The organism is Sphingomonas sp. ATCC 31555 (genome assembly GCF_000282895.1).
Lineage (GTDB): Bacteria > Pseudomonadota > Alphaproteobacteria > Sphingomonadales > Sphingomonadaceae > Sphingomonas.
In genome coordinates this window covers 102155-126635 of the sequence record NZ_ALBQ01000053.1, presented here as the reverse complement: position 1 = coordinate 126635, position 24481 = coordinate 102155, and the positions used below count along the sequence as shown (strand labels likewise).

General features: G+C 66.7%; 27 protein-coding genes. 19 read left to right on the top strand and 8 right to left on the bottom strand.

Features of this window, described 5'->3' with window-relative positions:
* Window positions 1–87: 87 nt before the first annotated feature.
* Complete coding sequence (locus tag B215_RS0117845; protein ID WP_037514160.1) at window positions 88–594, top strand: DoxX family protein; 507 nt, start codon at window positions 88–90, stop codon at window positions 592–594.
* A 1-nt stretch (window position 595) separates the two neighbouring features.
* Here B215_RS0117845 and msrA read toward each other — a convergent pair whose 3' ends face one another.
* The 3 genes from msrA to pabB are packed head-to-tail and all read right to left on the bottom strand — an operon-like array spanning window position 596 to window position 4344.
* Window positions 596–1267: a peptide-methionine (S)-S-oxide reductase MsrA gene (msrA, locus tag B215_RS0117840; protein ID WP_037514158.1), complete on the bottom strand. Its 672-nt coding sequence runs from the start codon at window positions 1265–1267 to the stop codon at window positions 596–598.
* A gap of 50 nt (window positions 1268–1317) precedes the next feature.
* Window positions 1318–2517: a pyridoxal phosphate-dependent aminotransferase gene (locus B215_RS0117835; RefSeq protein WP_019371004.1), complete on the bottom strand. Its 1200-nt coding sequence runs from the start codon at window positions 2515–2517 to the stop codon at window positions 1318–1320.
* Window positions 2518–2550: 33 nt separating this feature from the next.
* A complete protein-coding gene (gene pabB / locus B215_RS0117830) occupies window positions 2551–4344 on the bottom strand; it encodes an aminodeoxychorismate synthase component I (protein ID WP_019371003.1) in 1794 nt (597 codons plus the stop codon).
* Between the two features lie 56 nt (window positions 4345–4400).
* On the opposite strand from pabB, the gene B215_RS0117825 reads away from it, so the two are divergent.
* Window positions 4401–5084, top strand: a complete 684-nt coding sequence (locus B215_RS0117825; protein WP_019371002.1) for an MBL fold metallo-hydrolase — start codon at window positions 4401–4403, stop codon at window positions 5082–5084.
* A gap of 60 nt (window positions 5085–5144) precedes the next feature.
* On the opposite strand, the gene B215_RS0117820 is transcribed toward B215_RS0117825, so the two are convergent.
* Window positions 5145–5546: an MAPEG family protein gene (locus B215_RS0117820; protein WP_019371001.1), complete on the bottom strand. Its 402-nt coding sequence runs from the start codon at window positions 5544–5546 to the stop codon at window positions 5145–5147.
* 202 nt (window positions 5547–5748) lie between these two features.
* Between B215_RS0117820 and rpmF the strand changes: the two genes are divergently transcribed.
* The 5 genes from rpmF to B215_RS0117795 all read left to right on the top strand — a co-directional run bounded on the left by rpmF (window position 5749) and on the right by B215_RS0117795 (window position 8756).
* A complete protein-coding gene (gene rpmF / locus B215_RS0117815; RefSeq protein ID WP_010545868.1) occupies window positions 5749–5928 on the top strand; it encodes a 50S ribosomal protein L32 in 180 nt (59 codons plus the stop codon).
* Window positions 5929–5957: 29 nt separating this feature from the next.
* On the top strand, window positions 5958–6989 hold the full coding sequence (gene plsX / locus B215_RS0117810; protein WP_019371000.1) for a phosphate acyltransferase PlsX: 1032 nt from the start codon (window positions 5958–5960) through the stop codon (window positions 6987–6989).
* A gap of 22 nt (window positions 6990–7011) precedes the next feature.
* A complete protein-coding gene (locus B215_RS0117805) occupies window positions 7012–7983 on the top strand; it encodes a beta-ketoacyl-ACP synthase III (protein ID WP_019370999.1) in 972 nt (323 codons plus the stop codon).
* A 135-nt stretch (window positions 7984–8118) separates the two neighbouring features.
* Window positions 8119–8418, top strand: a complete 300-nt coding sequence (locus B215_RS0117800; protein WP_019370998.1) for an integration host factor subunit alpha — start codon at window positions 8119–8121, stop codon at window positions 8416–8418.
* Between the two features lie 8 nt (window positions 8419–8426).
* The gene (locus B215_RS0117795) at window positions 8427–8756 is read left to right on the top strand and encodes a MerR family transcriptional regulator (protein ID WP_019370997.1); all 330 of its coding nucleotides are present in this window, start codon (window positions 8427–8429) and stop codon (window positions 8754–8756) included.
* A gap of 6 nt (window positions 8757–8762) precedes the next feature.
* On the opposite strand, the gene B215_RS0117790 is transcribed toward B215_RS0117795, so the two are convergent.
* From B215_RS0117790 to B215_RS0117780, 3 genes are all read right to left on the bottom strand, one after another.
* Window positions 8763–9296: a SixA phosphatase family protein gene (locus B215_RS0117790; RefSeq protein WP_019370996.1), complete on the bottom strand. Its 534-nt coding sequence runs from the start codon at window positions 9294–9296 to the stop codon at window positions 8763–8765.
* Window positions 9293–12040 (bottom strand): ATP-dependent DNA helicase, encoded by a 2748-nt coding sequence (locus B215_RS0117785; protein WP_019370995.1) that lies wholly within the window; start codon window positions 12038–12040, stop codon window positions 9293–9295. The genes B215_RS0117790 and B215_RS0117785 overlap by 4 nt, the downstream gene beginning before the upstream one ends.
* A 193-nt stretch (window positions 12041–12233) precedes the next feature.
* Window positions 12234–12419: a DUF4169 family protein gene (locus B215_RS0117780; RefSeq protein ID WP_019370994.1), complete on the bottom strand. Its 186-nt coding sequence runs from the start codon at window positions 12417–12419 to the stop codon at window positions 12234–12236.
* Window positions 12420–12482: 63 nt separating this feature from the next.
* Here B215_RS0117780 and ssb point away from each other — a divergent pair, with 63 nt between their 5' ends.
* Both ssb and B215_RS0117770 read left to right on the top strand, forming a co-directional pair.
* Window positions 12483–13040 (top strand): single-stranded DNA-binding protein, encoded by a 558-nt coding sequence (ssb, locus tag B215_RS0117775; protein WP_019370993.1) that lies wholly within the window; start codon window positions 12483–12485, stop codon window positions 13038–13040.
* A gap of 183 nt (window positions 13041–13223) precedes the next feature.
* Window positions 13224–14162, top strand: coding sequence for a 3-keto-disaccharide hydrolase (locus tag B215_RS0117770; protein WP_037514132.1), 939 nt, complete (start codon window positions 13224–13226; stop codon window positions 14160–14162).
* Between the two features lies 1 nt (window position 14163).
* On the opposite strand, the gene B215_RS0117765 is transcribed toward B215_RS0117770, so the two are convergent.
* Window positions 14164–15165 (bottom strand): LacI family DNA-binding transcriptional regulator, encoded by a 1002-nt coding sequence (locus B215_RS0117765; protein ID WP_019370991.1) that lies wholly within the window; start codon window positions 15163–15165, stop codon window positions 14164–14166.
* A 126-nt stretch (window positions 15166–15291) separates the two neighbouring features.
* Here B215_RS0117765 and B215_RS0117760 point away from each other — a divergent pair, with 126 nt between their 5' ends.
* From B215_RS0117760 to B215_RS0117715, 10 genes are all read left to right on the top strand, one after another.
* Window positions 15292–16539: an MFS transporter gene (locus B215_RS0117760; protein WP_026009378.1), complete on the top strand. Its 1248-nt coding sequence runs from the start codon at window positions 15292–15294 to the stop codon at window positions 16537–16539.
* Complete coding sequence (locus B215_RS0117755) at window positions 16536–17600, top strand: sugar phosphate isomerase/epimerase family protein (protein ID WP_019370989.1); 1065 nt, start codon at window positions 16536–16538, stop codon at window positions 17598–17600. Before B215_RS0117760 ends, B215_RS0117755 begins: the two co-directional genes overlap by 4 nt.
* Window positions 17597–18745: a Gfo/Idh/MocA family protein gene (locus B215_RS0117750; protein WP_019370988.1), complete on the top strand. Its 1149-nt coding sequence runs from the start codon at window positions 17597–17599 to the stop codon at window positions 18743–18745. The genes B215_RS0117755 and B215_RS0117750 overlap by 4 nt, the downstream gene beginning before the upstream one ends.
* A complete protein-coding gene (locus B215_RS0117745; RefSeq protein ID WP_019370987.1) occupies window positions 18742–19107 on the top strand; it encodes a c-type cytochrome in 366 nt (121 codons plus the stop codon). The genes B215_RS0117750 and B215_RS0117745 overlap by 4 nt, the downstream gene beginning before the upstream one ends.
* A complete protein-coding gene (locus B215_RS0117740; RefSeq protein WP_019370986.1) occupies window positions 19104–20006 on the top strand; it encodes a hydroxypyruvate isomerase family protein in 903 nt (300 codons plus the stop codon). Before B215_RS0117745 ends, B215_RS0117740 begins: the two co-directional genes overlap by 4 nt.
* Window positions 20007–20019: 13 nt before the next feature.
* A complete protein-coding gene (locus B215_RS0117735; protein ID WP_019370985.1) occupies window positions 20020–20847 on the top strand; it encodes a 3-keto-disaccharide hydrolase in 828 nt (275 codons plus the stop codon).
* Entirely contained in the window at window positions 20844–21404 is a 561-nt protein-coding gene (locus B215_RS0117730; protein WP_019370984.1) for a gluconate 2-dehydrogenase subunit 3 family protein, read from the top strand. Before B215_RS0117735 ends, B215_RS0117730 begins: the two co-directional genes overlap by 4 nt.
* On the top strand, window positions 21401–22246 hold the full coding sequence (locus B215_RS0117725) for a sugar phosphate isomerase/epimerase family protein (protein ID WP_019370983.1): 846 nt from the start codon (window positions 21401–21403) through the stop codon (window positions 22244–22246). Before B215_RS0117730 ends, B215_RS0117725 begins: the two co-directional genes overlap by 4 nt.
* A gap of 26 nt (window positions 22247–22272) precedes the next feature.
* Window positions 22273–23949, top strand: coding sequence for a GMC family oxidoreductase (locus tag B215_RS0117720; protein ID WP_019370982.1), 1677 nt, complete (start codon window positions 22273–22275; stop codon window positions 23947–23949).
* Window positions 23950–24018: 69 nt separating this feature from the next.
* Window positions 24019–24480 carry a hypothetical protein gene (locus tag B215_RS0117715; RefSeq protein ID WP_019370981.1) on the top strand — a complete coding sequence of 154 codons (462 nt, stop codon included), beginning with the start codon at window positions 24019–24021 and terminating at the stop codon, window positions 24478–24480.
* The last annotated feature ends 1 nt before the right edge of the window (window position 24481 follow it).

Below are 24481 nucleotides of genomic sequence, written 5' to 3'. Positions count from 1 at the left end.
ACAAAAGCCCCGAAGCTAACGCTCCGGGGCTTTTGTGCGTCTATAACGGCCCTCGCGGACCGAACCTTGCTTGGCTATACCCCGCGGATGTTCGAGCGCATTACCCGCAGCACGGCGAGCCCATGGACGATACTGATCCGCCTTGCGGCCGGCCTCATCGTCTTTTTCCCCGAAGGCATCCAAAAGCTGATCTTCCCCGAGATCCTCGGCGCGGGGCGGTTCGCAAAGATCGGCATTCCGTACCCCGATGTCACCGGACCGTTCGTCGGCCTGGTCGAACTCGTATGCGGCGGGCTGATCGTGCTGGGCTTGTTCACGCGGCTGGCGGCCGTTCCGCTCATCATAACAATGCTCGTGGCGCTGGTTTCGACCAAGCTGCCGATCCTGCTCGGCCATGGTTTCGGCCCGTTCAGCCTCCCCGACGTCAAGCGCTACGGCTTCTGGAGCGCGCAGCACGAGGCCCGCGCCGACCTCACCATGTTGCTTGGGTGTCTGTACCTGTTCGCCGTCGGCAGCGGACCCTGGTCGCTCGATCGGCGGCTGGCCAATTCCCGTTCGCGCCGCTCACCAACACCGGCGACGGTGTTCGACTAGTCTAATTTGCCAGCTGCGGAAAGGCCGTGCGGAACGCGGCGACCTTCGGCTTGTCCCAGCGCGTGATGTAGGGATGCGTCGGATGGCGCCAGAAGAAATCCTGATGATATGCTTCCGCCGCATAGAATCGGCCCGTTTCGATCCGCGTCACGATCGGGCGCGCAAAGGCCTTCGAGCGGCTGAGCTGGCCGAGATACGCCTCCGCCACCCGCCGCTGCTCGCCATTCTGGGGGAAGATTGCCGAGCGATAGCTCGGGCCGCGATCCGGACCTTGGCGGTTGAGCTGCGTCGGATCGTGCGCCACGGCGAAGTAGATGCGCAACAGCGTGCCGAAGCTCACGCGCGACGGATCATAGACGATACGCACCGCCTCGGCATGGCCGGTCCTTTCGGTCGAGACCTGAGCATACGTCGCGGTGGCCCCGCTGCCGCCGGCATAGCCGCTGGTGACGGATTGAACGCCCTTCACCGATTGGAACACCGCCTCCATGCCCCAGAAGCAGCCGCCAGCGAGCACCGCCACCTGCGGACCCTTGGCCTTGGGCAGGTCCAGCGCCGGCAGCGGCACCGCCACGGCCCTCTCGATCGACGGCGCACCGGCGGCGAGCAGCAACAACGCCCCACCAACGAGAGGGGCGACGATAAGCGGGAGCCGGAACGAGCGTCGGGTCATCATGGCCCTTTCTAGGGTCGCTGCGGCTCCCGCGGAAGACGGGCGTCGGTTCAGCGCAGATCGGCGCAGGCGGCCTGGATTCGCGTGCACGCCTCGCGAAGCAATGTTTCCGACGTTGCATAGCTGATCCGCATCGCCGGTGACAGGCCGAACGCCGCGCCGTGCACGGCCGCCACGCGGGCTTCATCGAGGAAATAGCCGATCATGTCCTCGTCGGTGGCGATCACCTTGCCCTTGGGCGTGGTCTTGCCGATCAGCGCGCTGAATTCCGGATAGACGTAGAAGGCACCCTCAGGCGTCGGGCAGTGCATGCCGTCGATTTCGTTGAGCATGCCGACGACCAGGTCGCGGCGCGTCTGGAAGGCGGCGGCGCGGTCCTTGAGGAAGCTCTGGTCGCCGGTCAGCGCCGCGACGGCGGCCGCCTGGGCGATCGAGCACGGGTTCGAGGTCGACTGCGATTGTAGCTTGGCGATCGCCTTGATCAGCGGTGCCGGGCCGCCGGCGAAGCCGATGCGCCAGCCGGTCATCGCATAGGCCTTGGAGCAGCCGTTGACGGTGAGAGTACGCTCGTAGAGCGACGGGCAGACCTGCGCGATGGTGGCGAATTCGAAGCCGTCGTACAGGATGTGCTCGTACATGTCGTCGGCGAACACCCAGACATGCGGGTGGCGCTCGATCACTTCGCCCAGCGCCTTGAGCTCGGCGGCCGAATAGGCGGCGCCCGTCGGGTTGGACGGCGAGTTGAGAATCACCCACTTGGTCTTCGGCGTGATCGCCGCTTCGAGCTGTGCAGGGGTGATCTTGTAGTTCTGCTCGGCACCGGCGGCGATGAATACCGGCGTGCCGCCCGCAAACTGCACTACGTCAGGATAGCTGACCCAATAGGGTGCCGGGATGATCACTTCATCGCCGGCTTCCACCGTCGCCACGATCGCGTTGAACAGGGTGTGCTTGCCACCGACGTTGATCGTGATCTGCTGCGCGGTATAGTCCAAGCCATTGTCGCGCTTGAACTTGTTGATCACGGCATCCTTCAGCTCGGGCGTCCCGTCGACATTGGTGTATTTGGTCTTGCCGTCGCGGATCGCCTGAATCGCGGCTTCCTTCACGAAGTCCGGCGTGTCGAAATCGGGCTCGCCGGCGCCCAAGCCAATCACGTCGACGCCGGCACGCTTCAGCTCGAACACGCGGCTGGTCATGGCGAGCGTGGCGGAGGGCTGGATGCGCTGGAGCGCGGCGGAAGTCTGCATGGTCTAGACGCCTTTTCCGGGGAAGATGCGCGCCTATAGGTCCGCTTCGGCGCTTTCCGCAACTGTAACCGCTGCAACCAGTCCCCGCAGCGCGTTCCCGAGCAGGAAGCCGCCCGCGAGATCCTCCGGCCGCAGGTCCCCCTCCACTGCGCGGCCGGTGGCGAGCAGTTCGGCACGGAGCACCCCGGGAAGCAGTCCGCGCGACAGCGGCGGCGTCACCAGCACGCCGTCGCGCTCGACGAACAACGAGGTGAAGCTGCCTTCGGTGCAATAGCCGTCGGCATCGGTGAACACGACTTCCCAGGTACCGGCAGCGCGGCGCGGCGCGTCGTAGATCGACCGTCGCGTGGTCTTGTGGGCAAGGCGAAAATCGACGCGCGGTACCGAATGGGGCACGATCCTGACCGTGGCCTGCCTGGGCGGCGGCGGGGGGAGCGGGGCGATGCCGATCGCGACCGCGCCCGAGGGACCGAGCAGCAGCCGCACCTTGGCCGCATCGCGCAGGCGGAAGGTGGCGGCTTGCAGCTCATTGCGGACGACGTGGCGATCGAACGGAAACCCGAAGATGGCGGCGCTGGCCCGAATGCGATCGAGGTGACGCTCGAGCAGCAGCAGGCCGTCCTCGGGATCGAACCGCATCGTCTCGATCAGGTCGAAGCCGCGCTCGCCTGCCGTCACGAACGCCCCCTTGGCAAGGCATTCGCTCCATTCGTCGACCGCGTTCGAATCGGCGACCACGCCCGAGCCGAGGCCCAGCGTCGCCCGACCCGGTTGGGCCAGCACGAGCGTGCGGATCGCGACGTTGAATTCGGCACTGCCATCGGCATCCATCCTCCCGATCGCGCCGGTATAGGGCCCACGTGAATCGGGCTCGACTTCGGCAATCACCTGCATTGCGCGAATTTTCGGCGCACCCGTCACCGATCCGCAGGGGAACAACGCCGCGAGCGCGTCGACGGCTCCCAGCCTGTCTGCAAGGCTGGCAGTGATCGTCGAAGTCATCTGATGGACGGTAGGATAGGTTTCCACCGCGAAGAGCTGCGGCACGGCGACGCTGCCCGGGCGGGCGATCCGGCCGAGATCGTTGCGCATCAGATCGACGATCATCAGGTTTTCGGCGCGCTGCTTGGGATCGGCCTGCAACGCCAGAGCGCACGCGGCGTCCGCAGCGGGATCGGCATCGCGGCGCTCGGTGCCCTTCATCGGGCGGGCGGCGAGCATGCCGTCTTCAAGCGTGAAGAACAATTCGGGCGAGAGGCTCAGCAGCCATTGCGTACCGGTTGCGACCAGCGCGCCGTGCCCGGCGGCGGCGCGGGCGCGGAGCAGCGCATAGAGCGCGGCGGGATGACCCGCGACCGGCACCTCGGCCCGGAAGGTCAGGTTTGCCTGATAGATGTCGCCTGCACGGATATAGTGCAGCACGCGCGCGAGGGCGGCATCATAGGCCGCGCGGTCGAGCAGCGGGCGGGGGCGCCCGGCCCAGGCGCCGGCGGGATCGGGGAGCAGCTGAGGAACCTCGTCCGGCCTGAGCTTCCGGTGCCCGCCGAACAGGCCGAACCAGAGCAGCGGACCATCGGTCTCGCGTGGCGGAGCGGCGGGTTCGAGCGCGGCACCTGCTTCGTACGAAAGCCAGCCGGCGGCGTCCAAGCCGCGGCCAAGGGCGGTGCGCAGTCGGTCCAGCGCCGGGACGATCTCGTCGAGCTGCTGCGCGACGACGATCTCGACAGGATCGACATAGAGGCGCGCGCCGCACCCATCGGCGCGCGCGTCGTCGAGCAGGACAAAGGGGGGATGCAACACCATCAGCCGGCTGGAATGCAGAGCCATGCGGCACAGGGCAAGCCTTGGTTGCCGCGCGCGTCCGGCCGGAGTAGCGAAGGGGCATGGCAACCTCGCATTCTTCCGCTGCCCAGCCGCCGCTTCGTGCGGCGATCGTGCCCGTTACGCCGCTTCAGCAGAACTGTACCCTGCTCTGGTGCACCAACACGATGCGCGGCGCCTTTGTCGATCCGGGCGGCGACCTTGATCGGTTGCGAGCGGCGGCAAAGCAGCACGGGGTCACGATCGAAAAGCTGCTGATCACCCATGGCCATATCGATCATTGCGGATCGGCCGGGATCTTTGCCGAGGAGCTGGGCGTGCCGATCGAAGGGCCGCACGAAGCGGATCGCTACTGGATCGCACGGCTGGAGGACGACGGCCGCGCCTATCGCGTGCCCGGAAAGCCTTTCGAGCCCGACCGCTGGCTGCAGCAGGGCGATCAGGTGACGGTGGGCGAACTGGTGCTCGATGTCTATCATTGTCCGGGCCACACCCCCGGCCATGTCGTGTTCCACCACCCCGCATCGCAGCTGGCGATCGTCGGCGACGTGCTGTTTCAAGGTTCGATCGGGCGAACCGATTTCCCCTTGGGCAATCATCAGGATCTGATCGACGCGATCACCACCCGGTTGTGGCCGCTGGGGGATGAGACGGTGTTCGTCCCCGGCCACGGCCAGCCGAGCAATTTCGGTCAGGAGCGCCGTACCAATCCGTTCGTTGCCGATTCGGTGCTGGCGCGCGCCTGAGTCGAGGCACCGATCAATGGCCGTCATCCCGGCTGTTGCCGGGACGACGGAAGGGGCGGATCAATGCAGCGGGTTCGATCCCGTATAGCCGAGCCACGCGGCGTAGAGGCCCAAGCCCGCGAGTGTGAGGAAGGTGGTCAGCGCACCGATCGCACGGCCGGGCTGCCAGCCGTCCATGCCGAAGCCGTGCAGCACGCGGCCGAGCAGGTACACGGCGGCGATCACCCACAGATAGAATCGGGTGCCCTGGGCCAGCTCGATCAGGCCGATCAGGATCAGGATGAAAGGCGTGTATTCGACGAAGTTCATCTGCGCGCGCATGCGCGCGAGAAGTCGCGGGCTCCCGCCGTCGCCGGTCAGCACCTTGTCGGCATAGCGCAGCTGAATGACGCGAATCGCCAGCCACAGGTTGATCAGCGCCGCGGCGCCCGCACTGGTGAGTGTAACCGGCAGAAAAAACATGCGCGTCCCCTGAAACCGAGGTGGAAACCCCTGCCACGTGCGGCTTCTGCTTGCAACGCGGACGAGAATCGCTATACGCGCGGGCTCGCTTCGTGACCTGCCTGCTGGTCCGGCGAGCGGCCGGCCTAGCCGTCGCTTGCCCGAACAACCCTGTGGGCGTATCGCGACTTTATTGATTCTGTAGCTTATTGAAGGTGCCGAGATGGCCGTTCCGAAGAGAAAGACCTCGCCGTCGAAGCGCGGCATGCGCCGCTCGCACGACGCGCTGACCGTCGAGTCGTTCCAAGAATGCCCGAACTGCGGCGAACTGAAGCGTCCGCATAACCTCTGCAACGCCTGCGGCCATTATAACGGCCGCGAGATCGTTTCGGTCGAGGGCTGAGCGACGTTCCGCAACGGGGGGTTGCCGGTATGACTGTTCCCTCGCGGATCGCCGTCGATGCAATGGGCGGCGATGAGGGGATCGCCGTCATGCTGGCTGGCGCCGCACGCGCACGGCGTCGCTTCGACGGGATGGAATTCCTTCTCGTCGGCGACGAGCCGCGCATCCGGGACGCTTTGAAGGCGCATCCCAACTTGGCAGCCGCGTGCGAGATCGTCCACGCGGCCGAAGTCGTCGCGGCCGATGCCAAGCCCAGCCAGGCGATTCGCCGCGCCAAGACCACATCGATGGGAATTGCCATCGATCTGGTGAAGCAGGGCCGCGCCGGCGCCGCCGTTTCTTCGGGCAACACCGGCGCGCTGATGGCGATGGCCAAGCTGTCGCTCCGCACCATGGCGGGGATCGACCGGCCGGCGCTTGCCGCGCTGATGCCCTCGCTGGGTGCGAACGACACGGTGATGCTCGATCTCGGCGCCAATACCGAGGTGGACGAGCGCAACCTGGTGCAGTTCGCGGTGATGGGCGCTGCCTATGCGCGCACCGCGCTCGATCTTTCACGCCCCCGCGTGGCGCTCCTCAACATCGGCACGGAAGAGATGAAGGGCACCGACAGCATCCGCGATGCTGCCGCCCAATTGCGTGCGGCGAAGCATCTGCCGCTGGAATTCACCGGCTTCATCGAAGGCAATCGGCTGTCGCGCGGCGATGTCGACGTGATCGTCTGCGACGGCTTTTCCGGCAATATCGCGCTCAAGACGGCGGAAGGCACCGCGCGGTTCGTGGCGGACCTGCTGCGCCGCGCGTTCAGCAGTTCGCTGCGTTCAAAGGTCGGCTTTCTGATCTCCAAGCCGGCGACCGATCTCCTGCGCCACCATCTCGACCCGAATAATCATAATGGTGCCGTTTTCCTCGGGCTGAACGGCATCGTTGTGAAGAGCCATGGCGGCGCGAACGAGATCGGTGTGGATACCGCGATCGGCTTTGCCGCCAAGATGGTGCGCGACGAACTCACCCGGCGCATTGCCGAGGATCTGGGGAACTTCGAGGCCAAGGCCGCGTAGAGACGGGGTAAGAAGGGGTCGCATGACCGTACGATCGGTGATTCTCGGCACGGGTTCGGCCCTGCCGGCACAGCGTGTTTCCAACGCGGAGCTGGCGGAGCGTGTCGATACCAGCGACGAATGGATCGTCGAGCGGACCGGCATCCGCTTTCGCCACATCGCCGGACCAGACGAATCGACCGGCACGCTGGCCACGCAGGCGGCGCGCGCGGCGCTGGAGTCGGCGGGGATCGCTGCGACCGACATCGATCTGATCGTGCTGGCGACGGCCACCCCGGACCAGACCTTCCCTGCCACCGCCACCCGCGTGCAGAGCGCGCTCGGCATCCTCGATTGCGTCGCCTTTGACGTGGCGGCGGTGTGCTCGGGCTTTCTCTACGCGGTGCAGGTCGCCGATTCGATGCTGCGCGCCGGCGCGCATCGCCGCGCACTGGTGATCGGCGCGGAAACGTTCAGCCGCATTCTCGACTGGGAGGACCGCACGACCTGCGTGTTGTTCGGCGATGGCGCCGGCGCGATCGTGCTCGAGGCGCAGGACACCGATGGCGAATCGCCGCAGGGCATCCTTGCCACCAAGCTCCACGCCGATGGCCGGTATAACGACCTTCTCTATGTCGATGGCGGCCCTTCGACCACGGGCACCGTCGGCAAGCTGCGGATGAAGGGGCGCGAAGTGTTTCGCCACGCGGTGGTAAATCTCGCTTCTGTAATGCAGGAATCGCTTGCCGCAGCCGGGCTACAGCCGGGCGACGTCGATTGGGTCGTGCCGCATCAGGCCAATGCCCGCATCCTTGACGCGACGGCGCGCAAGCTGGACCTTGCCCCGGAAAAGGTGATCGTCACCGTGGATCGGCACGCCAACACCTCGGCCGCGTCGGTGCCGCTCGCCCTGGACACAGCGGTGCGCGACGGGCGCATTCAGCGCGGCGACCTGCTCGTTCTGGAGGCGATGGGCGGCGGCTTCACCTGGGGTGCCGCGGTCGTGCGGTTCTGACGTTGCCGGCGAAAAGACGAAGATTACGTGTTTTTCCAGAGTATGTCTGAGGCGTTTCTAGGCGTTCAACATCATCCTTGATAGCGCGTAACAATCTGGTACGGGTAGCCAATCAAAGGGAAGGAAGTTGCCGAGATGAGTGCTGCAGGTACGCTCACCAGAGCAGATCTGGCTGAATCGCTGCATCGGGAAGTGGGCCTGTCTCGCGCCGACGCGGCGCGGCTGGTCGAGCAGATCCTGAAGCATATGTGCGAGGCGCTTGCCCGAGGCGAGAATGTGAAGATCTCGGGCTTCGGCAGCTTCGTGCTTCGGGACAAGGGCGAGCGGATCGGCCGCAACCCCAAAACCGGCGTGGAAGTGCCGATCGCGCCGCGTCGCGTCCTCACCTTCCGGGCCAGCCAGATGATGCGCGATCGCATCGTCTCGGCGAGCTGAGACCGACCATGCCGGCGACCGAAAAGGCCGCTGGTGCGTTGCGAACCATCGGTGAGCTCGCCGCGGAAATCGGCAGGCCACAGCACATATTGCGCTATTGGGAAACGCGGTTTCCCCAGCTGAAGCCGCTCACCCGTGCAGGCAACCGCCGCTATTACCGCCCGGAAGACGTGGCACTGGTTCGCCGCATCCACCATCTGCTGAGCCAGGAAGGCTATACGATTCGCGGCGTGCAGCGCCTGCTGGCTTCGGAGAAGGCTGCGCGCGGCAAGGGCCGGGGCGAGGAGCTCCAGGCGATCCGCGACTCGCTGGCCGAAGCGCTGGACGCCGACGGCTGACGCCTGTCAGCCGTCCGGCCCCAGGCTCGGATCCAGGTCGCGCGGACGCACGAAGCGCCGCAGCTCGGCGCCCGCACTCGGCGCATCGGCCCAGCGATCGACCGTGAAACGCAGTTCGGCCAGAGCGGCGGTTGGGAATTTGCGCGCCACTTCGCCGCGCAACTCGCCGCTGTCGGCGGTCAGATCGAGCACCAGTTCCTCCAGCCCCGGATTATGGCCGGACAGCAGCACCGTTTCTGCCGAATCGGGGAACGCCTCGATCGCGTCGAGCAGCGTGCCGACCGAGGCGAGGTAGAGCTTCTGGTCCCAGGCCGGCGCGATCGCCGCACCATAGCCGGTCGCCACCTGCGCTAGCGTCTCCTGCACGCGCACCGCAGGAGATGCGGCGACATGATCGAACCGCAGCCCCTGCTCGCGCAAATACCGCCCCATCGTCACGGCGGCGCGCTGGCCCTTGGGATTCAGCGGCCGATCGAAATCGCGGGCAACGGGATCGTCCCACCCCGATTTCGCATGGCGCAGGACCAGGAGTGTTTTCATGCTTCCCCGATATTGGTGCTGGCGGTTGCCGGCGCGTCATGCCGCAAGCCGGAGCCCAAGGAAAGCCGAACCCGCTCCACCGCCTGGTCGAGCGCGCAGCGGGTGATGCGCGTGCCCGGCGGAAAGGCGTCGAGCAGCCGCGACGGCGTGGCGGCGGAGAGCAGCACGAAGGCGCCGCGATCGTCCGCCCGCCGGATCAGACGGCCGAACGCCTGGGCGAGCCGCGCGCGAACGATGCGGTCGTCATAGGCCGAGCCGCCGCCAGCCAGCCGTCGGGCTGCGTGGAGCACGCTCGGCTTGGGCCAGGGCACGCCTTCCATCACCACCAGCCGCAGCGAATCGCCCGGCACGTCCACGCCGTCGCGCAGCGCATCGGTGCCGATCAGCGAGGCGCGCGGATCGTCGCGGAAGATATCGACCAGCGTGCCAGTGTCGATCGGATCGACATGCTGGGCGAGCAGCGGCAGCCCGTCGCGCGCCAGCCGGTCGGCGATGCGGGCATGCACCGCGCGCAGTCGCCGGATCGCGGTGAACAGCCCGAGCGTGCCGCCGCCCGCCGCGGCGATCAGCCGGGCATAGGCATTGGCGAGCGCGGGCAGGTCGCCACGCTTCACGTCGGTGACGATCAGCACCTCGGCCTGGTTGGGATAGTCGAACGGGCTCTTCGCTTCGAAGCGTTGCGCGGGGCGCAGCAAGTGGGTGGCGCCGGAGCGCGCCTCCGCCACATCCCAGTCGCCGCCGGCGCGCAGAGTGGCGGAAGTGACGAGCACGCCGTGCGCGGGCTCCAGCACGGTCTTCGCCAGCGGCCGGGCGGGATCGAGCCAGTGCCGATGCAGGCCGACGTCATATTCGCGGCCATCGACGCGATCGACGGCAAGCCAGTCGACGAATTCGGGATCGGCCGGCCCGCCGATCCGCGCGATCAGGGCCAGCCAGGCGCCAACCGTATCGACCCGCCAGCCGAGCGAGGCCACTGCCCCTTCGATCCGCGCCCGCGCCGGGCCGTCCATCCAGTCGGGTGCCTCGGCCAGCACCGCTTCCAGCCGGCGGCCGAGCACCACCATCGGGCGGAGCAGCGCATCGAGCGCCGCCGTGGCAATGCCCGCGGCCTCGACCAGCGCCGCATCGGGTTCGGTGAGTTCGGTTTCGAGCCCATAGCCGGCGTCCGCCGAGCCGTTGGCGTCGCGGGCATAGACCAGGCCGCGCACGGCTGCGAGCAGCGCTTCCACGGGTCCGAACGGTTCGCCTTCGTTCAGCCGCTGCAGCCAGCCGTCGCTTGGCAGCGCGCGGGCAGCGTCCACGGCTTCGGAAATGGCGCGGCCGCCGGCATCGTCATAGCTGGCGACGTCGGAGAGGCGCGCGGCGAGGCCCCGCCGGCGTCCCCGCGAGCCGGACTCGGGGCCGGTCAGCCAGCGGCGGAGCTCGATCGATTCCTGCCCGGTGAGCGCGACCGAGAACATCGCGTCGGCGGCGTCGAACAGGTGATGGCCTTCGTCGAACACATAGCGGGTGGGGCGCGTCTGGTTCTCGCGGCCGCGCGCGGCGTTGACCATCACCAGCGCATGGTTGGCGATAACGATATCGGCATCGGCGCTGGCGCGGGCGGCGCGCTCGATGAAGCATTTCCGATAATGCGGGCAGCCGGCATAGATGCACTCGCCGCGCCGATCGGTCAGCGCGGTCGATCCGTTGCGGCGGAAGAGGGTGGGGAGCCAGCCGGGCAGGTCGCCGCCGACCATGTCGCCATCGGCGGTATAGGCGGCCCAGCGCGCCACCAGCTGCGCGAGGATCGCTGCGCGCCCGGCAAAGCCGCCCTGCAGCGCATCCTCCAGGTTGAGCAGGCAGACATAATTCTCGCGGCCCTTGCGCGTCACGATGCGCGCGCGGCGCTGCTCGGCATCGGGAAACAGCCGCTCGCCTTCCTTGCCGAGCTGGCGTTGCAGCGCCTTGGTGAAGGTGGAGACCCATACCGGCCCGCCCGAGCGCTCTGCCCAGACCGAGGCGGGGGCAAGGTAGCCGAGCGTCTTGCCGATGCCGGTGCCGGCTTCGGCCAGCACCAGATTGGGCGTATCCGGCACGCTCCGCGGCGCGAAGGCCTGCGCCGCCGCTTCGGCATAGTCGCGCTGGCCCTGCCGGCGTTCGGCGCCATTGCCGGTCAAGCGGGCCAGGCGCTCGGCGACGTCAACGGGGTCGAGGGTGATGGTGCGCGGCGCCGGTCGCGGCGCGCTTTCCTCCCATTCGGGAAGCTTGGAGAACAGCCAGCGTTCGGCCCGTTCCGGCTTGGCGACGCGCTGGCCAAGTGGGGCGGCCCAGGGCCAGCGGAGCCGGGCGAGCGATTGCAGCCCGTGCCATGCGCCTTCGCGCTCGGGCCAGTTGCCCTCGGGCAGCGCCAGCAGCGCAGCGGCCGCCTCGCGGAGAAAGGCGGCGACCTCCGCATCGTCCTTCGGCGGCTCCAGGCCACAGGCACGGGCAAGGCCCTTGGGTGTCGGGACCATGAAGCGGGCAGGGCGTAGAAAGGCGAACAGCTCGAGCAGATCCAGCCCGCTTAGCTCGGGATGGCCGAGCCGCTGGCCGACCAGCGGCGCGTTGAGCAGCAGTACCGGCGTGTCCGCCGCGATCCGGATGGCCTCGCCCCGGCTCAGCCCGCGCGTTCCTTCGGCCGTGGCGATCCACACGCCGGAATGGCTGGCATGCAGGGCGGGATAGGGGAGCGGCGGCTGCATCGGTCTGTGGCCGTTGTACATGATGCGTTCCGCTTTGACAGCGGCAAAGCGGTGGGGTGAGCTTCGAAAGCGCGCGGCATGCGCCGGTCGCTCTCAACCTCCATTCGAAAGGGTGTGAATGCCCCCCGGCAAAGAGCGGGAGCCGCGACCCGGGGGAACGGTGAGGGCGCCCAGTCTCGCCCGATCCCTCTTGCCCCGGACAGCAGAGCTGGCGTCAGTCCTCCGGCGTCTCGCGCTTGGCCTGGTCGAGCGTGCGCAGCTTGCGTTCGGCCTCCGCCGCGTCCCGCGCCTTTTCGGCCTTGGTGCGGCCGAAGCGGGCGCGGTTGGCCACGGCCTGTGCCTCGGCCGTCGCTTTCGCTCTCGCTTTTCGCGCTTTGTTCAGGTTAATGATCTCGGCCATATCAGAGTCTTTTTAGCGCCCCGCCGCGTGGGCGCACCACCCAATCATCGGAGTTTTTGAAGCATGGCGGGCAGCGTCAACAAAGTGATCCTGGTCGGCAATTTGGGGCGCGACCCCGAATCGCGGTCGTTCCAGAATGGCGGCAAGGTGGTGGAACTGCGCATCGCCACGTCGGAAAGCTGGAAGGATCGCAGCAGCGGCGAGAAGCGCGAGAAGACCGAATGGCACACGGTGAAGATCTTCTCCGAAGGTCTCGCCAACGTTGCGGAGCGCTATCTGCGCAAGGGCAGCAAGGTCTATCTCGAAGGTCAGCTGCAGACCCGCAAGTGGCAGGACCAGAGCGGCGCCGATCGCTATTCGACCGAAATCGTGCTGCAGGGCTTCAACGCGCAGATGGTGCTGCTCGACGGACCCGGCGGCGGCCAGGGTGCGGGCATGGGTGGCGGCCGTAGCAGCGGCGGCGACGATTGGGGCGCGGACGAGTCGTTTGGCGGGGGCGGTGCGTCGGGCGGCCGCGGCGGTACCTTCAACGGGGGCGGCCAGCGCAGCGGCGGTGCGACGAGCGGCGGCGGCTTTGGCGGCGGCTTCCCGGACGATCTGGACGACGACGTACCGTTCTGATGCGTCGGTCCGCGCCGGACCGGACCAGGTCCGGCGCTGGGCCGCAACGGCTCGATCTACCACCTTTGGTGGGTTGCACGGCCAACGGATAGCGCTACCATCCCCCGCGCGACCGATTGCGGCGAAAATTGCATAAGCCCGTCAGCGCGTTACGCTGGCGCGCGCGAAGGGGGATGCAGGCACATGATACGAAGCTTGGCGTTGCTGCTGGTGCTGCCGGCCGGATCGGCGGCGGGCCAGGAATCGCTGGATCAGGCCCGCGCCGTGGCGGGGGCTCCGGCGGGCAAGCCGCAGCGCCTGGTGCTTGCCGACATCCCCAAGCCCGCTGGCAAGGCGACAACGCTGTTCGACGGGCGAACGCTTGGCGATTGGCAGCCCTGGCTGGGCTATGCCGATCCTGCGATCACCTATCGCGCGGATAGCAGCGCCACGCCGATCGGCACCAGCCGCGACACCAGCGGCGATTTCGCCGTACGCAATGTCGATGGCGAACCGGCGATCTGGATCAAGGGCGAGACCTGGGGTAGCCTGGTCCACCGTAGCGATCTGCGCGATTATCATCTGCGGCTGCAGTTCAAATGGGGCACGCATACCTTCGCCCCGCGCAAAAGCCTGCCGCAGAATAACGGCCTGCTCTATCACACGCATGGACGGGCGGGAGAGGTGTTCGGCACCTGGCGCCCCTCGGCCGAATTCGAGATCATGCGCGGCTCGACGGGCATGATCGTGATGGTCGGCCGCCAGGTACGCGCGCAGACGAATGCGGTGGTCGATCCAGCGCTGATTGCCCCGCATCTGCGGTTCCGCCTTGATGGTCGCACCGTCGAGATGATCAACGGCACGCCCACCTGGAACGTAGAGGCCGCTGTCGACGCGGAAAAGCCGGTCGGCGAATGGAACACGCTCGACTTGTACGTGCTCGGCAACCGGGCGGTGCATGTGGTGAACGGCGTGCCGGTGGCCGAGGTGCGCGATCTGGTAGTGGTGGCGCCCGACGGCAGTCGCACGCCGCTGACCCATGGCCAGATTCAGTTGCAGTCGGAAGGCGCCGAAACCTGGTTCCGCCGCATCACCATCGAACCGATCCGCAGCCTGCCGCGGATCGTGGCGGCGCGTGACTGATTCAGCGCGGCGGCGCAGCGGTGCTGCGCCGTACGATCAGTTCGTGCTTGAGCGTCACTTGTCGCTCGCGCGGCACGCCGCCACGCAGGATATCGACCAGCAGTTCAACGGCGTGGCGGCCGATCAGCGCCTTGGGCTGGGCGATGGTGGTCAGCGGCGGATGGAAGAAGCGCGACAGCGGCAGATCGTCGAAACCCATGACGGACACGTCGACAGGGCAGCGCAGACCCGCCTCGTCGATGGCGCTGATCGCCCCGACGGCCATTTCGTCATTGAAGCAGAAGATCGCCGTCACGCCAGCCGCGAGCAGGAACCGTGCCTCGCGGCAGGCGCAATCGGCCGAATAGTCGCCGACGCGGATCTGCATCTGCCCGGCAATCCCATGGCGTTCGGCCGCGCGCATCGCGCCCGCCAGGCGATCGCGGCTGATCGGGCTGATCGGCGGGCCGGTGAGGATGCCGATCGCATGGTGGCCGAGCGCGACGAGATGCTCGATTGCGTCGGCGCTGGCGGCGGCATTGTCGATATGCACGCTGGGCACGCCCAGATCGGGGCTATATTCGCAGCCATTGACGATCGGCGCGATGCCGCCACTGGTGGCGACCAGCGGCGCCAGGCTGGCCGGCAGGCGATGGCCGAGAAAGACGAGCCCGTCCACTTCGCGGCGCGACAGCATTTCGGCATATTGATCCTCGACCTGCGCGTCGTGGCGCGTATCGCCCAGCACCATGGCATAGCCGGCGTCGCGGGCCGCTTCCTCCGCGCCGCGAATCACGCTGGCGAAGAACGGGTTGGAGATATCGGGCACCGTCAGCAGAATCTTCGCGGCGCGCAGCGTGCGCAGCGTACGGGCCGCCACATTGGGGCGATATCCAAGCGCATCAACGACTTCGAGCACCCGCACCCGCGTTGCCGCTGCCACCCGATCGGGCTGGCTGAGCACGCGCGACACGGTGGCCGTCGAAACGCCGGCGGCGGCCGCGACTTCGATGATCGTCGTCATCCGCTCGTCATGTCGCTTGGCGACAAGCGTGTCGATAGGAAACGATGTAATCCTTTACATCATCGGCGGTGGTGCCTAGGCTGCGATTCGACAGCGGGAACGCCGCGTTCGGGGAGAGGATAGCGCATGGTCGCTGCAGAAGGGGCAAGTGCGGGCACCGCAGGCCCGGCATCGGGTTTGCTAACGGGGCGCCTCAGCGCGCTGATGTTCATGCAATTCTTCGTCTGGGGGGCGTGGAACGTAACCTTGGGCCTGGTAATGCAGACCATGGGTGTCGGTAGCCTGATCGCCAACGCCTTTTCCGTCGGCCCGATTGCCTCGATCGTCGGATCTTTCCTGCTCGGCATGGCGGCGGCACGGTTCCTCAGCCCCAAGATGCTGATGGTGGTGCTGCACCTCGTCGGGGGCGCTCTGCTGTTCGTGCTGCCGACGCTGCTCACGCCGGAACATGGCGCCAGCTTCGTCTGGCTGCTGCTTGGGTATATGATCCTCTACATGCCCACCGTGGGCTTGGCGAACACCATTGCGCTCAAGAGCTTCGGCGAACGCGTGGATCGCTTCCCCTTTGTCCGCGCCTTCGGCACGCTCGGCTGGATCGTCGCGGGGCTGATCATCGGCTGGGCCGGGCTTTCTGCCAGTCCGCAGATCTTCCAGGTCGCCGGCGTGGTGTCGCTTGCGCTCGGCCTGTACAGCGTCACTCTGCCGAACGTTCAGCCCGATGCCCCGCAGGGCCAGAGCCTTGTTGCCGAGGTGTTCTGCACCGAAGCCTTCGGCCTGATGCGCAACCGTTCCTTCCTCGTCTTCATGCTCTGCGCCACGCTGATCTCGATCCCACTGGCGATGTATTATGCCTATGCTTCGCCCTTTATCGGTGCGGCGGGGATCGAGAATGTCGGCGGCACGCTGGCGATCGGGCAGATGTCCGAACTGGTCTTCATGTTCTCGATGCCGTGGCTGTATCGCCGCTTCGGCGTGAAGCCGCTGCTGCTCGTCGGCATGATCGCCTGGGCGCTGCGCTATGCCCTGTTCGCGATCGGCGACGGCGCCGGCGGGATCTGGGCGATCTATCTTGGCGTTGCGCTTCACGGTGTTTGCTACGATTTCTTTTTCGTCGCCGGCGCAATCTACACCGGCACCATCGCAACGCCGAAGGGTGTCAATGCTCAGGCGCAGGGGATGCTGACGCTGTTCACCTATGGCGTGGGCATGCTGCTCGGCTCGCAGATCGGCGGACTGCTCTATGCGCAGCTGCCGGCTAATGCGATGCCGGCCGACTGGCACCAGCTCTGGTGGTACCCGGCGGTCGCGGCAGCGGTCATCGCGCTGCTCTTCCAGATCACCTTCAAAAATCCCGCCAAGGAGGCGCGCGCATGACCGCGATGCAGGGCCCGGCCATCTTCCTCGCCCAGTTCCTCGGCGACCAGGCGCCGTTCGACACGCTCGATCATCTGGCCGAATGGGCCGCAGGGCTCGGTTATGTCGGGGTGCAGATCCCGTGCGATCCGCGCCTGATCGATGTGAAGCAAGCGGCCGAAAGCCAAGCCTATTGCGACGATCTCCGCGCCCGGCTCGACAAGTTCGGCATCCAGCCGACCGAGCTGTCGACGCACCTGCAGGGGCAGCTGGTGGCGGTGCACCCGGCCTATGACACGTTGTTCGACGGTTTCGCGCCTGCCGAGCTCCACGGCAAGCCGGCCGAGCGCCAGGCTTGGGCCGTCGAGCAGGTTAAGCTCGCCGCGCGCGCCAGCGCCCGGCTGGGGTTGAAGGCGCATGCCACTTTCTCCGGCGCGCTCGCCTGGCCCTATGTCTATCCGTGGCCGCAGCGCCCGGCCGGGCTGGTGGAAGAGGCATTCGCCGAACTCGCCCGCCGCTGGCTGCCGATTCTCGACGTGTTTGAAGATGCCGGCGTCGATTGCGCGTTCGAAATCCATCCGGGCGAGGACATCCACGACGGCGCGACCTGGGAGCGCTTCCTGGCGGCGGTGGGCAACCATCCTCGAGCGCGTATCCTGTTCGATCCGTCGCACTATGTGCTGCAACAGCTCGACTATCTCGACTTCATCGATCGCTATCACGATCGCATCTCGTGCTTCCACGTCAAGGATGCCGAGTTCAATCCCACCGGGCGCAGCGGCGTCTATGGCGGCTATGAGAGCTGGGCGGACCGCGCCGGGCGCTTCCGCTCGACCGGCGACGGGCAGGTCGATTTCGTCGGCGTCTTCAGCAAGCTCGCCCAATATGGCTATCGCGGCTGGGCGGTGATCGAATGGGAATGCGCGCTAAAGAACAGCGAGGACGGCGCCCGTGAAGGCGCGCCATTCATTCGCGACCATATCATCCGCGTCACCGGCCGTGCGTTCGACGATTTCGCCTCGAGTGGCGTCGACAAGGACGCGATCCGCACGCTGCTCGGGCTGGAGCGTGGGCGGGCATGATCCGGCATCCGCTCAAGCTCGGCATGGTCGGCGGTGGCGAAGGCGCGTTCATCGGCGCCGTGCACCGCATGGCGGCGGCGCTCGACGGTGACTGGCGACTGGCGGCGGGCGCGTTCAGCACCGATGCGGGCAAGAATGCGCGTACCGGCGACCTGCTCGGTCTTCATCCGGCGCGGGTCTATGCCACCTATGGCGAACTGCTCGCGGGCGAAGCGGCGCTGCCGGAAAATGAGCGGATTGATGCGGTGGCAATCGTCACCCCCAACCATCTCCACGCTCCCGTCGCTATTGCTGCGCTGAACGCCGGCTTTCACGTCTTCTGCGAAAAGCCGATGGCGATGAACGGCGACGAGGCCCGCGCCATTGCCGGCGCGGCGACAGCGAGCGGCAAGCAGTTCGGTCTCGCCTTCACCTATAGCGGCTACCCGCTGGTTGAAGAGGCGCGAGCCCGCGTCGCTCGCGGTGATTTCGGAGCGATCCGGCTCGTGCAGGTGGAATATATCCAGGGCTGGCTGAGCGCGCCGTTAGACACTGAAGGCAACAAGCAGGCCGAATGGCGCACCGATCCGGCCCGCGCCGGGTTGGGCGGTTGCCTGGGCGACATCGGCACCCACGCCTTTCACCTTGCCGAGCATGTTTCGGGTTTGCGCGTCGAAACGCTGGCTGCCGAACTCGCGATCCATGTGCCGGGCCGCCGGCTCGACGACGATGTCAGTGCGCTGCTTCGCTTTGCCGGTGGCGCACGCGGGACGCTCAAGGCGACGCAGGTCGCCGCTGGCGAGGAAAACGGGCTGCGCCTGCGCATCCATGGCGAGCGCGGCGGGCTGGAATGGGCGCAGATGGAGCCGAACACGCTCACCCTACGCTGGCTCGATCGCCCGGCGGAAACGCTGCGCGCGGGTGGACCAGGCCTGGGGCCGAGCACCAAGCTGCTGCTGCGAACCCCCGCCGGGCACCCCGAAGGCTATGTCGAGGCGTTCGCCAATCTGTACCGCGGCTTCGCGGCGGCGATCCGCGGCGAGCAGGGCGGCGGCTGCCCAGGCGTGCGGGATGGCCTGCGCACCATGGCGTTCGTCGAGGCGATGATCGCCAACGCGCATGCCGACCACAAATGGACCGAAATCGTTTCTGGAGAGCGTGAATGAAGTTCTGGATGGCGCTTGCCGCGACTGCGGCGCTGACGGCCAGCCCGGCCGCCTGGGCACAGACCGCAGCCCCCCCGGCCTTCGCGGCGTGCAAGGCGTGCCACACCGTCGAAAAGGGCGGTAGGAACGGTGTCGGCCCCAACCTCAACGGTGTCGTCGGCCGTCCGGCCGCCTCGCTGCCCGGCTTCAACTATTCCACCGCGCTCAAGAATTCGAAGCTGCAATGGGATGCGGCGACGCTGGACCAGTTCCTGGCCGCGCCGATGAAGAAGGTTCCTGGTACGCGAATGCCGATCGGCATGGCCGATGCCGCAAAGCGTGCGCAGATCATCGCCTATCTCAAGGCGGCAAGCGGCAAATGAGCGTGTCGCGCCGCACCGTTTTGGTAGGGGCCGCCGCTGCCCCGCTGGTCGCCTCCGCCGCGCGCGGCCAATCGAACGCCGCGCGTTTTTCGATGCACTATGCTCCGCACGAGGGCAGCTTCGCCAGCCGCGGCGGGCGAATCGAACAGATCGCCTTCGCCGCGGACCAGGGGTTCACCGCCTGGGAGGACAATGAAGCCGCCGGCCGCACGGTCGACGAGCAGACCCAGATGGCCAAGGCGCTGTCCAGCCGCGGCATGAAGATGGGCGTGTTCGTCGCCAGCATGCCGAAATGGTCGCAGTCGCGGCCAATCCTCGGTGCGAACGACGGCGCGGAGCGCGAGGCGTTCCTCGCGGATATCCGCAAGTCCATCGATGTCGCCAAGCGGCTGAACGCGACGCGGATGACGGTGGTGACCGGGTTCATGGACCCAAAGGTGCCGATCGACATCCAGACGGCGCGAGTGATCGACGTGATGCGCCGGGCCGGCGACATTGTCGCCCCACACAACATGGCGTTGGTGATGGAGCCGCTCAACACCCGCACCAACCATCCCGGCGTGTATATGCAGACGATCGCGCAGGGCTACGCCGTGGCGCGCGGGGCGAACAGCCCGGGCACCAAGATCCTCGCCGACCTCTATCATGAGCAGATCCAGTCCGGGAACCTGATCCCGACGCTCGGCATGTGCTGGGACGAGATCGGCTATATCCAGTTCGGCGACAATCCCGGTCGCAACGAGCCGGGCAGCGGCGAAGTCAACTATGCAACCATCGTCCGCTGGCTGCGCGGGCGGAACTATGCCGGCGTGATCGGGATGGAACACGGCAATTCGATCAAGGGGCGCGCAGGCGAAGAGCGGCTGGTCGCCGCCTATCGCACGATCGACGCCGTCTGAGGGGAGAGAAAAGATGTCGAGATGCAGCACCCTGCTGCTTGCCGGACTGGCGGCACTTGCCGCCACCCCGGCGGTCGCGCAGGAGAAACCGGGGTTTAAGGACACCCCGATCCTGCCTGGCGGGAACTGGCACGTCCATGACAGCGATCGGCCGTACCCCAGCGTCGTGACTCCCGCCGCCCAGCCCGGCGGCGCGCCTTCGGATGCGATCATGCTGTTCGATGGCCGCTCTCTCGATGCCTGGCAGGCCCAGCGCAAGCTTTGGCCGGTTGCCAACGGCGTACTCACTGTTCCCACGCGCGCCAGCAGCGGCGGCGAGAATGCGCTGATCACCAAGCGGAGCTTCGGCGACGTCCAGCTCCATCTGGAGTTCCGTTCGCCCAACCCGCCGACTAAGAGTTCGCAGGATCGGGGCAATAGCGGCATCTGGTTCATGCAGCGCTACGAGATCCAGATCCTCGACGGCTATCAGAACCCCACCTACGCCGACGGCACCGTCGGCGGAGTCTACGGCTGGAAGCCGCCGCTGGTGAACCCGTCGCGCAAGCCCGGCGAGTGGCAGAGCTACGATATCGTCTTCGAGCGCCCCCGCTTTGCCGCCGATGGCAAGCTGCTGCGACCGGCGTACATCACGGCCTTTCTGAACGGCGTGCTGGTGCAGAACCATCAGGCGATGCTCGGCACCACCAACTGGCGCCACGTCGCCGAATATACGGCGCATGCCGATGCCCTGCCGATCCAGCTGCAGGACCATGACTCGCCGGTTTCGTTCCGCAACATCTGGGTCCGCCCGCTGCCCGAGGCAGCGATCGCGCAAGACCTTCCGGGAGCAGGCAAATGATCGATCGCAGAACGGCGCTGGCCGGTGTTGCCGCCATGTTCGGTGCGGGCTTGTTCGCGCCCCTAGCGCGCGCGGCCCAGGTGGCGGCCACCGAGCTGATCAGCGACGGCCCGCCCAGCGTCGCGGTGTTCAACCCTCCCCAGCGGACGTTGATGACGGCGCTGAGCGAGCGCGTGATCCCGACCACGGACACGCCCGGCGCGATCGCTGCGGGCGTTCCTGCGTTCATCGAGAAGCTGCTCGCCGACTGGGCGGCGCCGGATGATCGCATCCCGATCCTGGCCGGCCTCGACGCAATCGAGGCACGGTGCCAGCAGGACTATAAGATTGCCGCGACCAAGGCGACTCCCGCGCAGCACGATGCGCTGCTCACACTGGCGATGAACGGCGAGATCCAGGGTGGCAAGCCCTTCTTCGATGCATTCCGGCAGATGGTGATCGCAGGATATTACACGTCGGAGATCGGCATCACGCAGGAGCGCGAATATCTGCCGGTGCCCGGCGAATATAACGGCGCCTTTCCCTATTCTCAGGTCAACAAGGTGTACAGCGCATGATGATCAGCCGTCGTACTCTGCTCGCAGGCGCCGGCGGCGCTGCGGCCGTGCTCCTGCTCGACCGGGTCGTGCCGCCGGCGCACGCCGCCAGCCTCCAGGCGATCGGCATCCAGCTCTACACGGTGCGCGATCTCTTCCAGAAGGATCCGGCCGCCACGCTCGAAGCGATCGCAAGCATCGGCTATCGCGAGGTCGAATTCGGTGGCGGTGGCTATGAGGCGATGGATGCCGCGATGCTGCGCCAGACGATGGACCGCGTCGGCCTGCGTTCCCCATCGATCCATGTCGGCTATGATGCGTTGCTCGGCCAGTTCGAGCAGTCGGTAGCGCGGGCGAAGACGCTGGGCGCCGATACGGTGGTGCTGCCGTACATGACCGCAGAGCATCGTACCGAAGAAGGCTGGCAGAAGGCGCTACCCAACTTCAACCGCTTCGCCGCCGATCTGAAGAAGGCGGGCCTTGGCTTCGCGTATCACAACCATGATTTCGAGTTCACCGTCCAACCCGGCGGCGTGAGCCTGTACGAGCGGTTCCTGAAGGAAACGGATCCCACCTTGGTGAAGATCGAGCTCGATCTCTACTGGGCGAAATTCGCCGGACAGGATCTGTCAGCGCTGATCGATCGGCTCGGCAGCCGGATCTATGCCTATCATGTGAAGGACATGCGCCCCGACCGCAGCATGACGGCAGTAGGCGCCGGCACGATCGACTTCGCGGCGCTGTTCAAGCGCAAGGCCGGGGCCGGCGTGCGCCACTTCTATGTCGAGAACGATCAGGCGCCCGCGCCCTATTTGCCCGACATTACCACCAGCTTCAAAACGCTCCGCGCACTGCGCTTCTAAGAACAAGATCCCTGGAGGGGAACACCATGGCTGCAACCAACAGGTTCGATGCGATCGTCATTGGCTCCGGCGTAAGCGGCGGTTTCGCCGCCAAGGAACTGACCGAAAAAGGGCTGCGCGTGCTGATGCTCGACCGCGGCCGCATGGTCGAGCATGGCGAGGGCTACCCTTATGACGGCAAGCCTGCCTTCGAGGTGCCCGCCCGTAACGCCATGCCCCGACCGCTGGTCGAAAAGGACTATTTCATCGCGCGCTTCGGCTATGTTCAGCCGAGCAGCATGGGCTTCTACAATAACGACCGGCTGAACCCCTATGCCTATGACGAGGGGAGCAAATTTTACTGGATCCGTCCCGGCGCCGTCGGCGGCAAATCGCTGATCTGGGGCCGTTGGAGCTTCCGCTGGAGCCAGGAGGATTTCGACGCGAACAAGCGCGAGGGCGTCGATGGCGTGTGGCCGATCGGCTATGACGACATCGCCCCATGGTATGCGCGGGTGGAAGACTATATCGGCGTTTCCGGGTCCCGCGAGAACCTGCCGCATCTGCCGGACAGCAACTTCCAGCCGCCAATGCCGATGAACGTCGCCGAGAAATGGCTGAAGCAGCGGCTGGAGGCGCAGTTCCCGGGCCGCAAGCTGATCCATACCCGCCTGTCCAACCTGACCGAGGACAAACCCGAACAGGGCCGCACCAAATGCCAGCTGCGCAACCAGTGCGGCAATGGCTGCTCGTTCGGCGCTTATTTCTCCACCCAGGCGGTAACGCTGCCGGCGGCGCGGGCGACGGGCCGTCTGACGCTGAAGTCCGACGCGGTCGTCACCAACATTGAATATGATCCCGTGAAGAAGCGGGCGACGGGCGTCCGCTATGTCGACGCCAAGAGCGGCCAGGCGGAAGTGGTGCAGGCCGATCTTGTCTTCGTCTGCGCATCGGCAATGGCATCGACGCAGATCCTGATGAACTCCCGCGCGCCAGGCAGCGACCGCAGCTATTTCGACAGCAGCGGCACGCTGGGCCGCTATGTGATGGATCACATCTTCCGCGTGGGTGTGGAAGGCGAGATTCCGGGGATGACTGATCTGATCGAATATGGTCGTCGTCCCGGAGGCGTCTATATTCCGCGCTTCCGCAATGTCGGCGGCGAGGAAGGCGTGGGCTTCCGGCGCGGCTATGGCTATCAGGGCAGCGCGCGGCGCGACGTGGCGGCACCGGTGGGCTTTGGCGAATCCATGAAGCACGGCATGCGCCGCTATGGCCCTTGGCGCTTTTCGATGGGCGCATTCGGCGAATGCCTGCCCTACAAGGATAACCGCGTGTCGCTCCATCCGAGCAAGGTGGATCGGTTCGGGGTGCCGCTGATGCGGTTCGACGTCACTTTCCGCGAAAACGAACTGCGGATGATGGCGGATGCGCGGGCGCAGGGCGAAGCAATGCTGAAGGCCGCGGGGCTGATCAACGTGCGCAGCTCCGAAGGCGAGCACGTTCCCGGCGATGCGATCCACGAGATGGGCGGCGCGCGCATGGGCACGGATCCGCGCAATTCGGTGCTCGACGGCTTTAGCCGCACGCACGATGCGCCCAATGTCTACGTCACCGATGGCGCGCAGATGGCCTCGATCTCGTGCGTGAATCCGTCGCTGACCTTCATGGCGCTGACGGTGCGCGCTGCCGACCATGCGGTGCGACAGTTGCAGCGGGGGTGAGCCGAAAGGGCGGCAGGTGCGTTCTGCCGCCATCACCCATTCCCCGGCAGGGGCGAAAGGCAGGCGCGCATGGCATATCCCTGGCGGAACCACATCGGCGCAGCCTTGGCCCTGTTTCTGCTCGCGGCCTGCGGACGAGGCGAGCGCACGACCGACGATCCGGTCGCGCAGAATGTCGCCTCCGCTGCGGCGGAGGGCACGCCGGCGAATGTTGCCGCGGCGGTGGATTGCAGCAATCGGCCGGATTTCGTGCCGATCTATGCCGATGCGCTCATAACGCAGTGCATCGCCAGCGAGGACGGGATCGCCAAGGGTCATGTGAGCGGCACGATTGTCTATGAGACGGGGGCAAGCGCAAAGGAGGTACTCGGCTGGTCGCGCGCCCAGGCCAATGCCTCCGGCTTGCGCTTCGGTCGCGAGACGGAAACCCTCTATGCCGCCGGCGACGAAGCGGAGCGTAGCCTGATGATCGTCGTCGACGCGCGGAACGGCCGCACCCGCGTGACGGTCAACTGGGGACAGGGCACCTAGC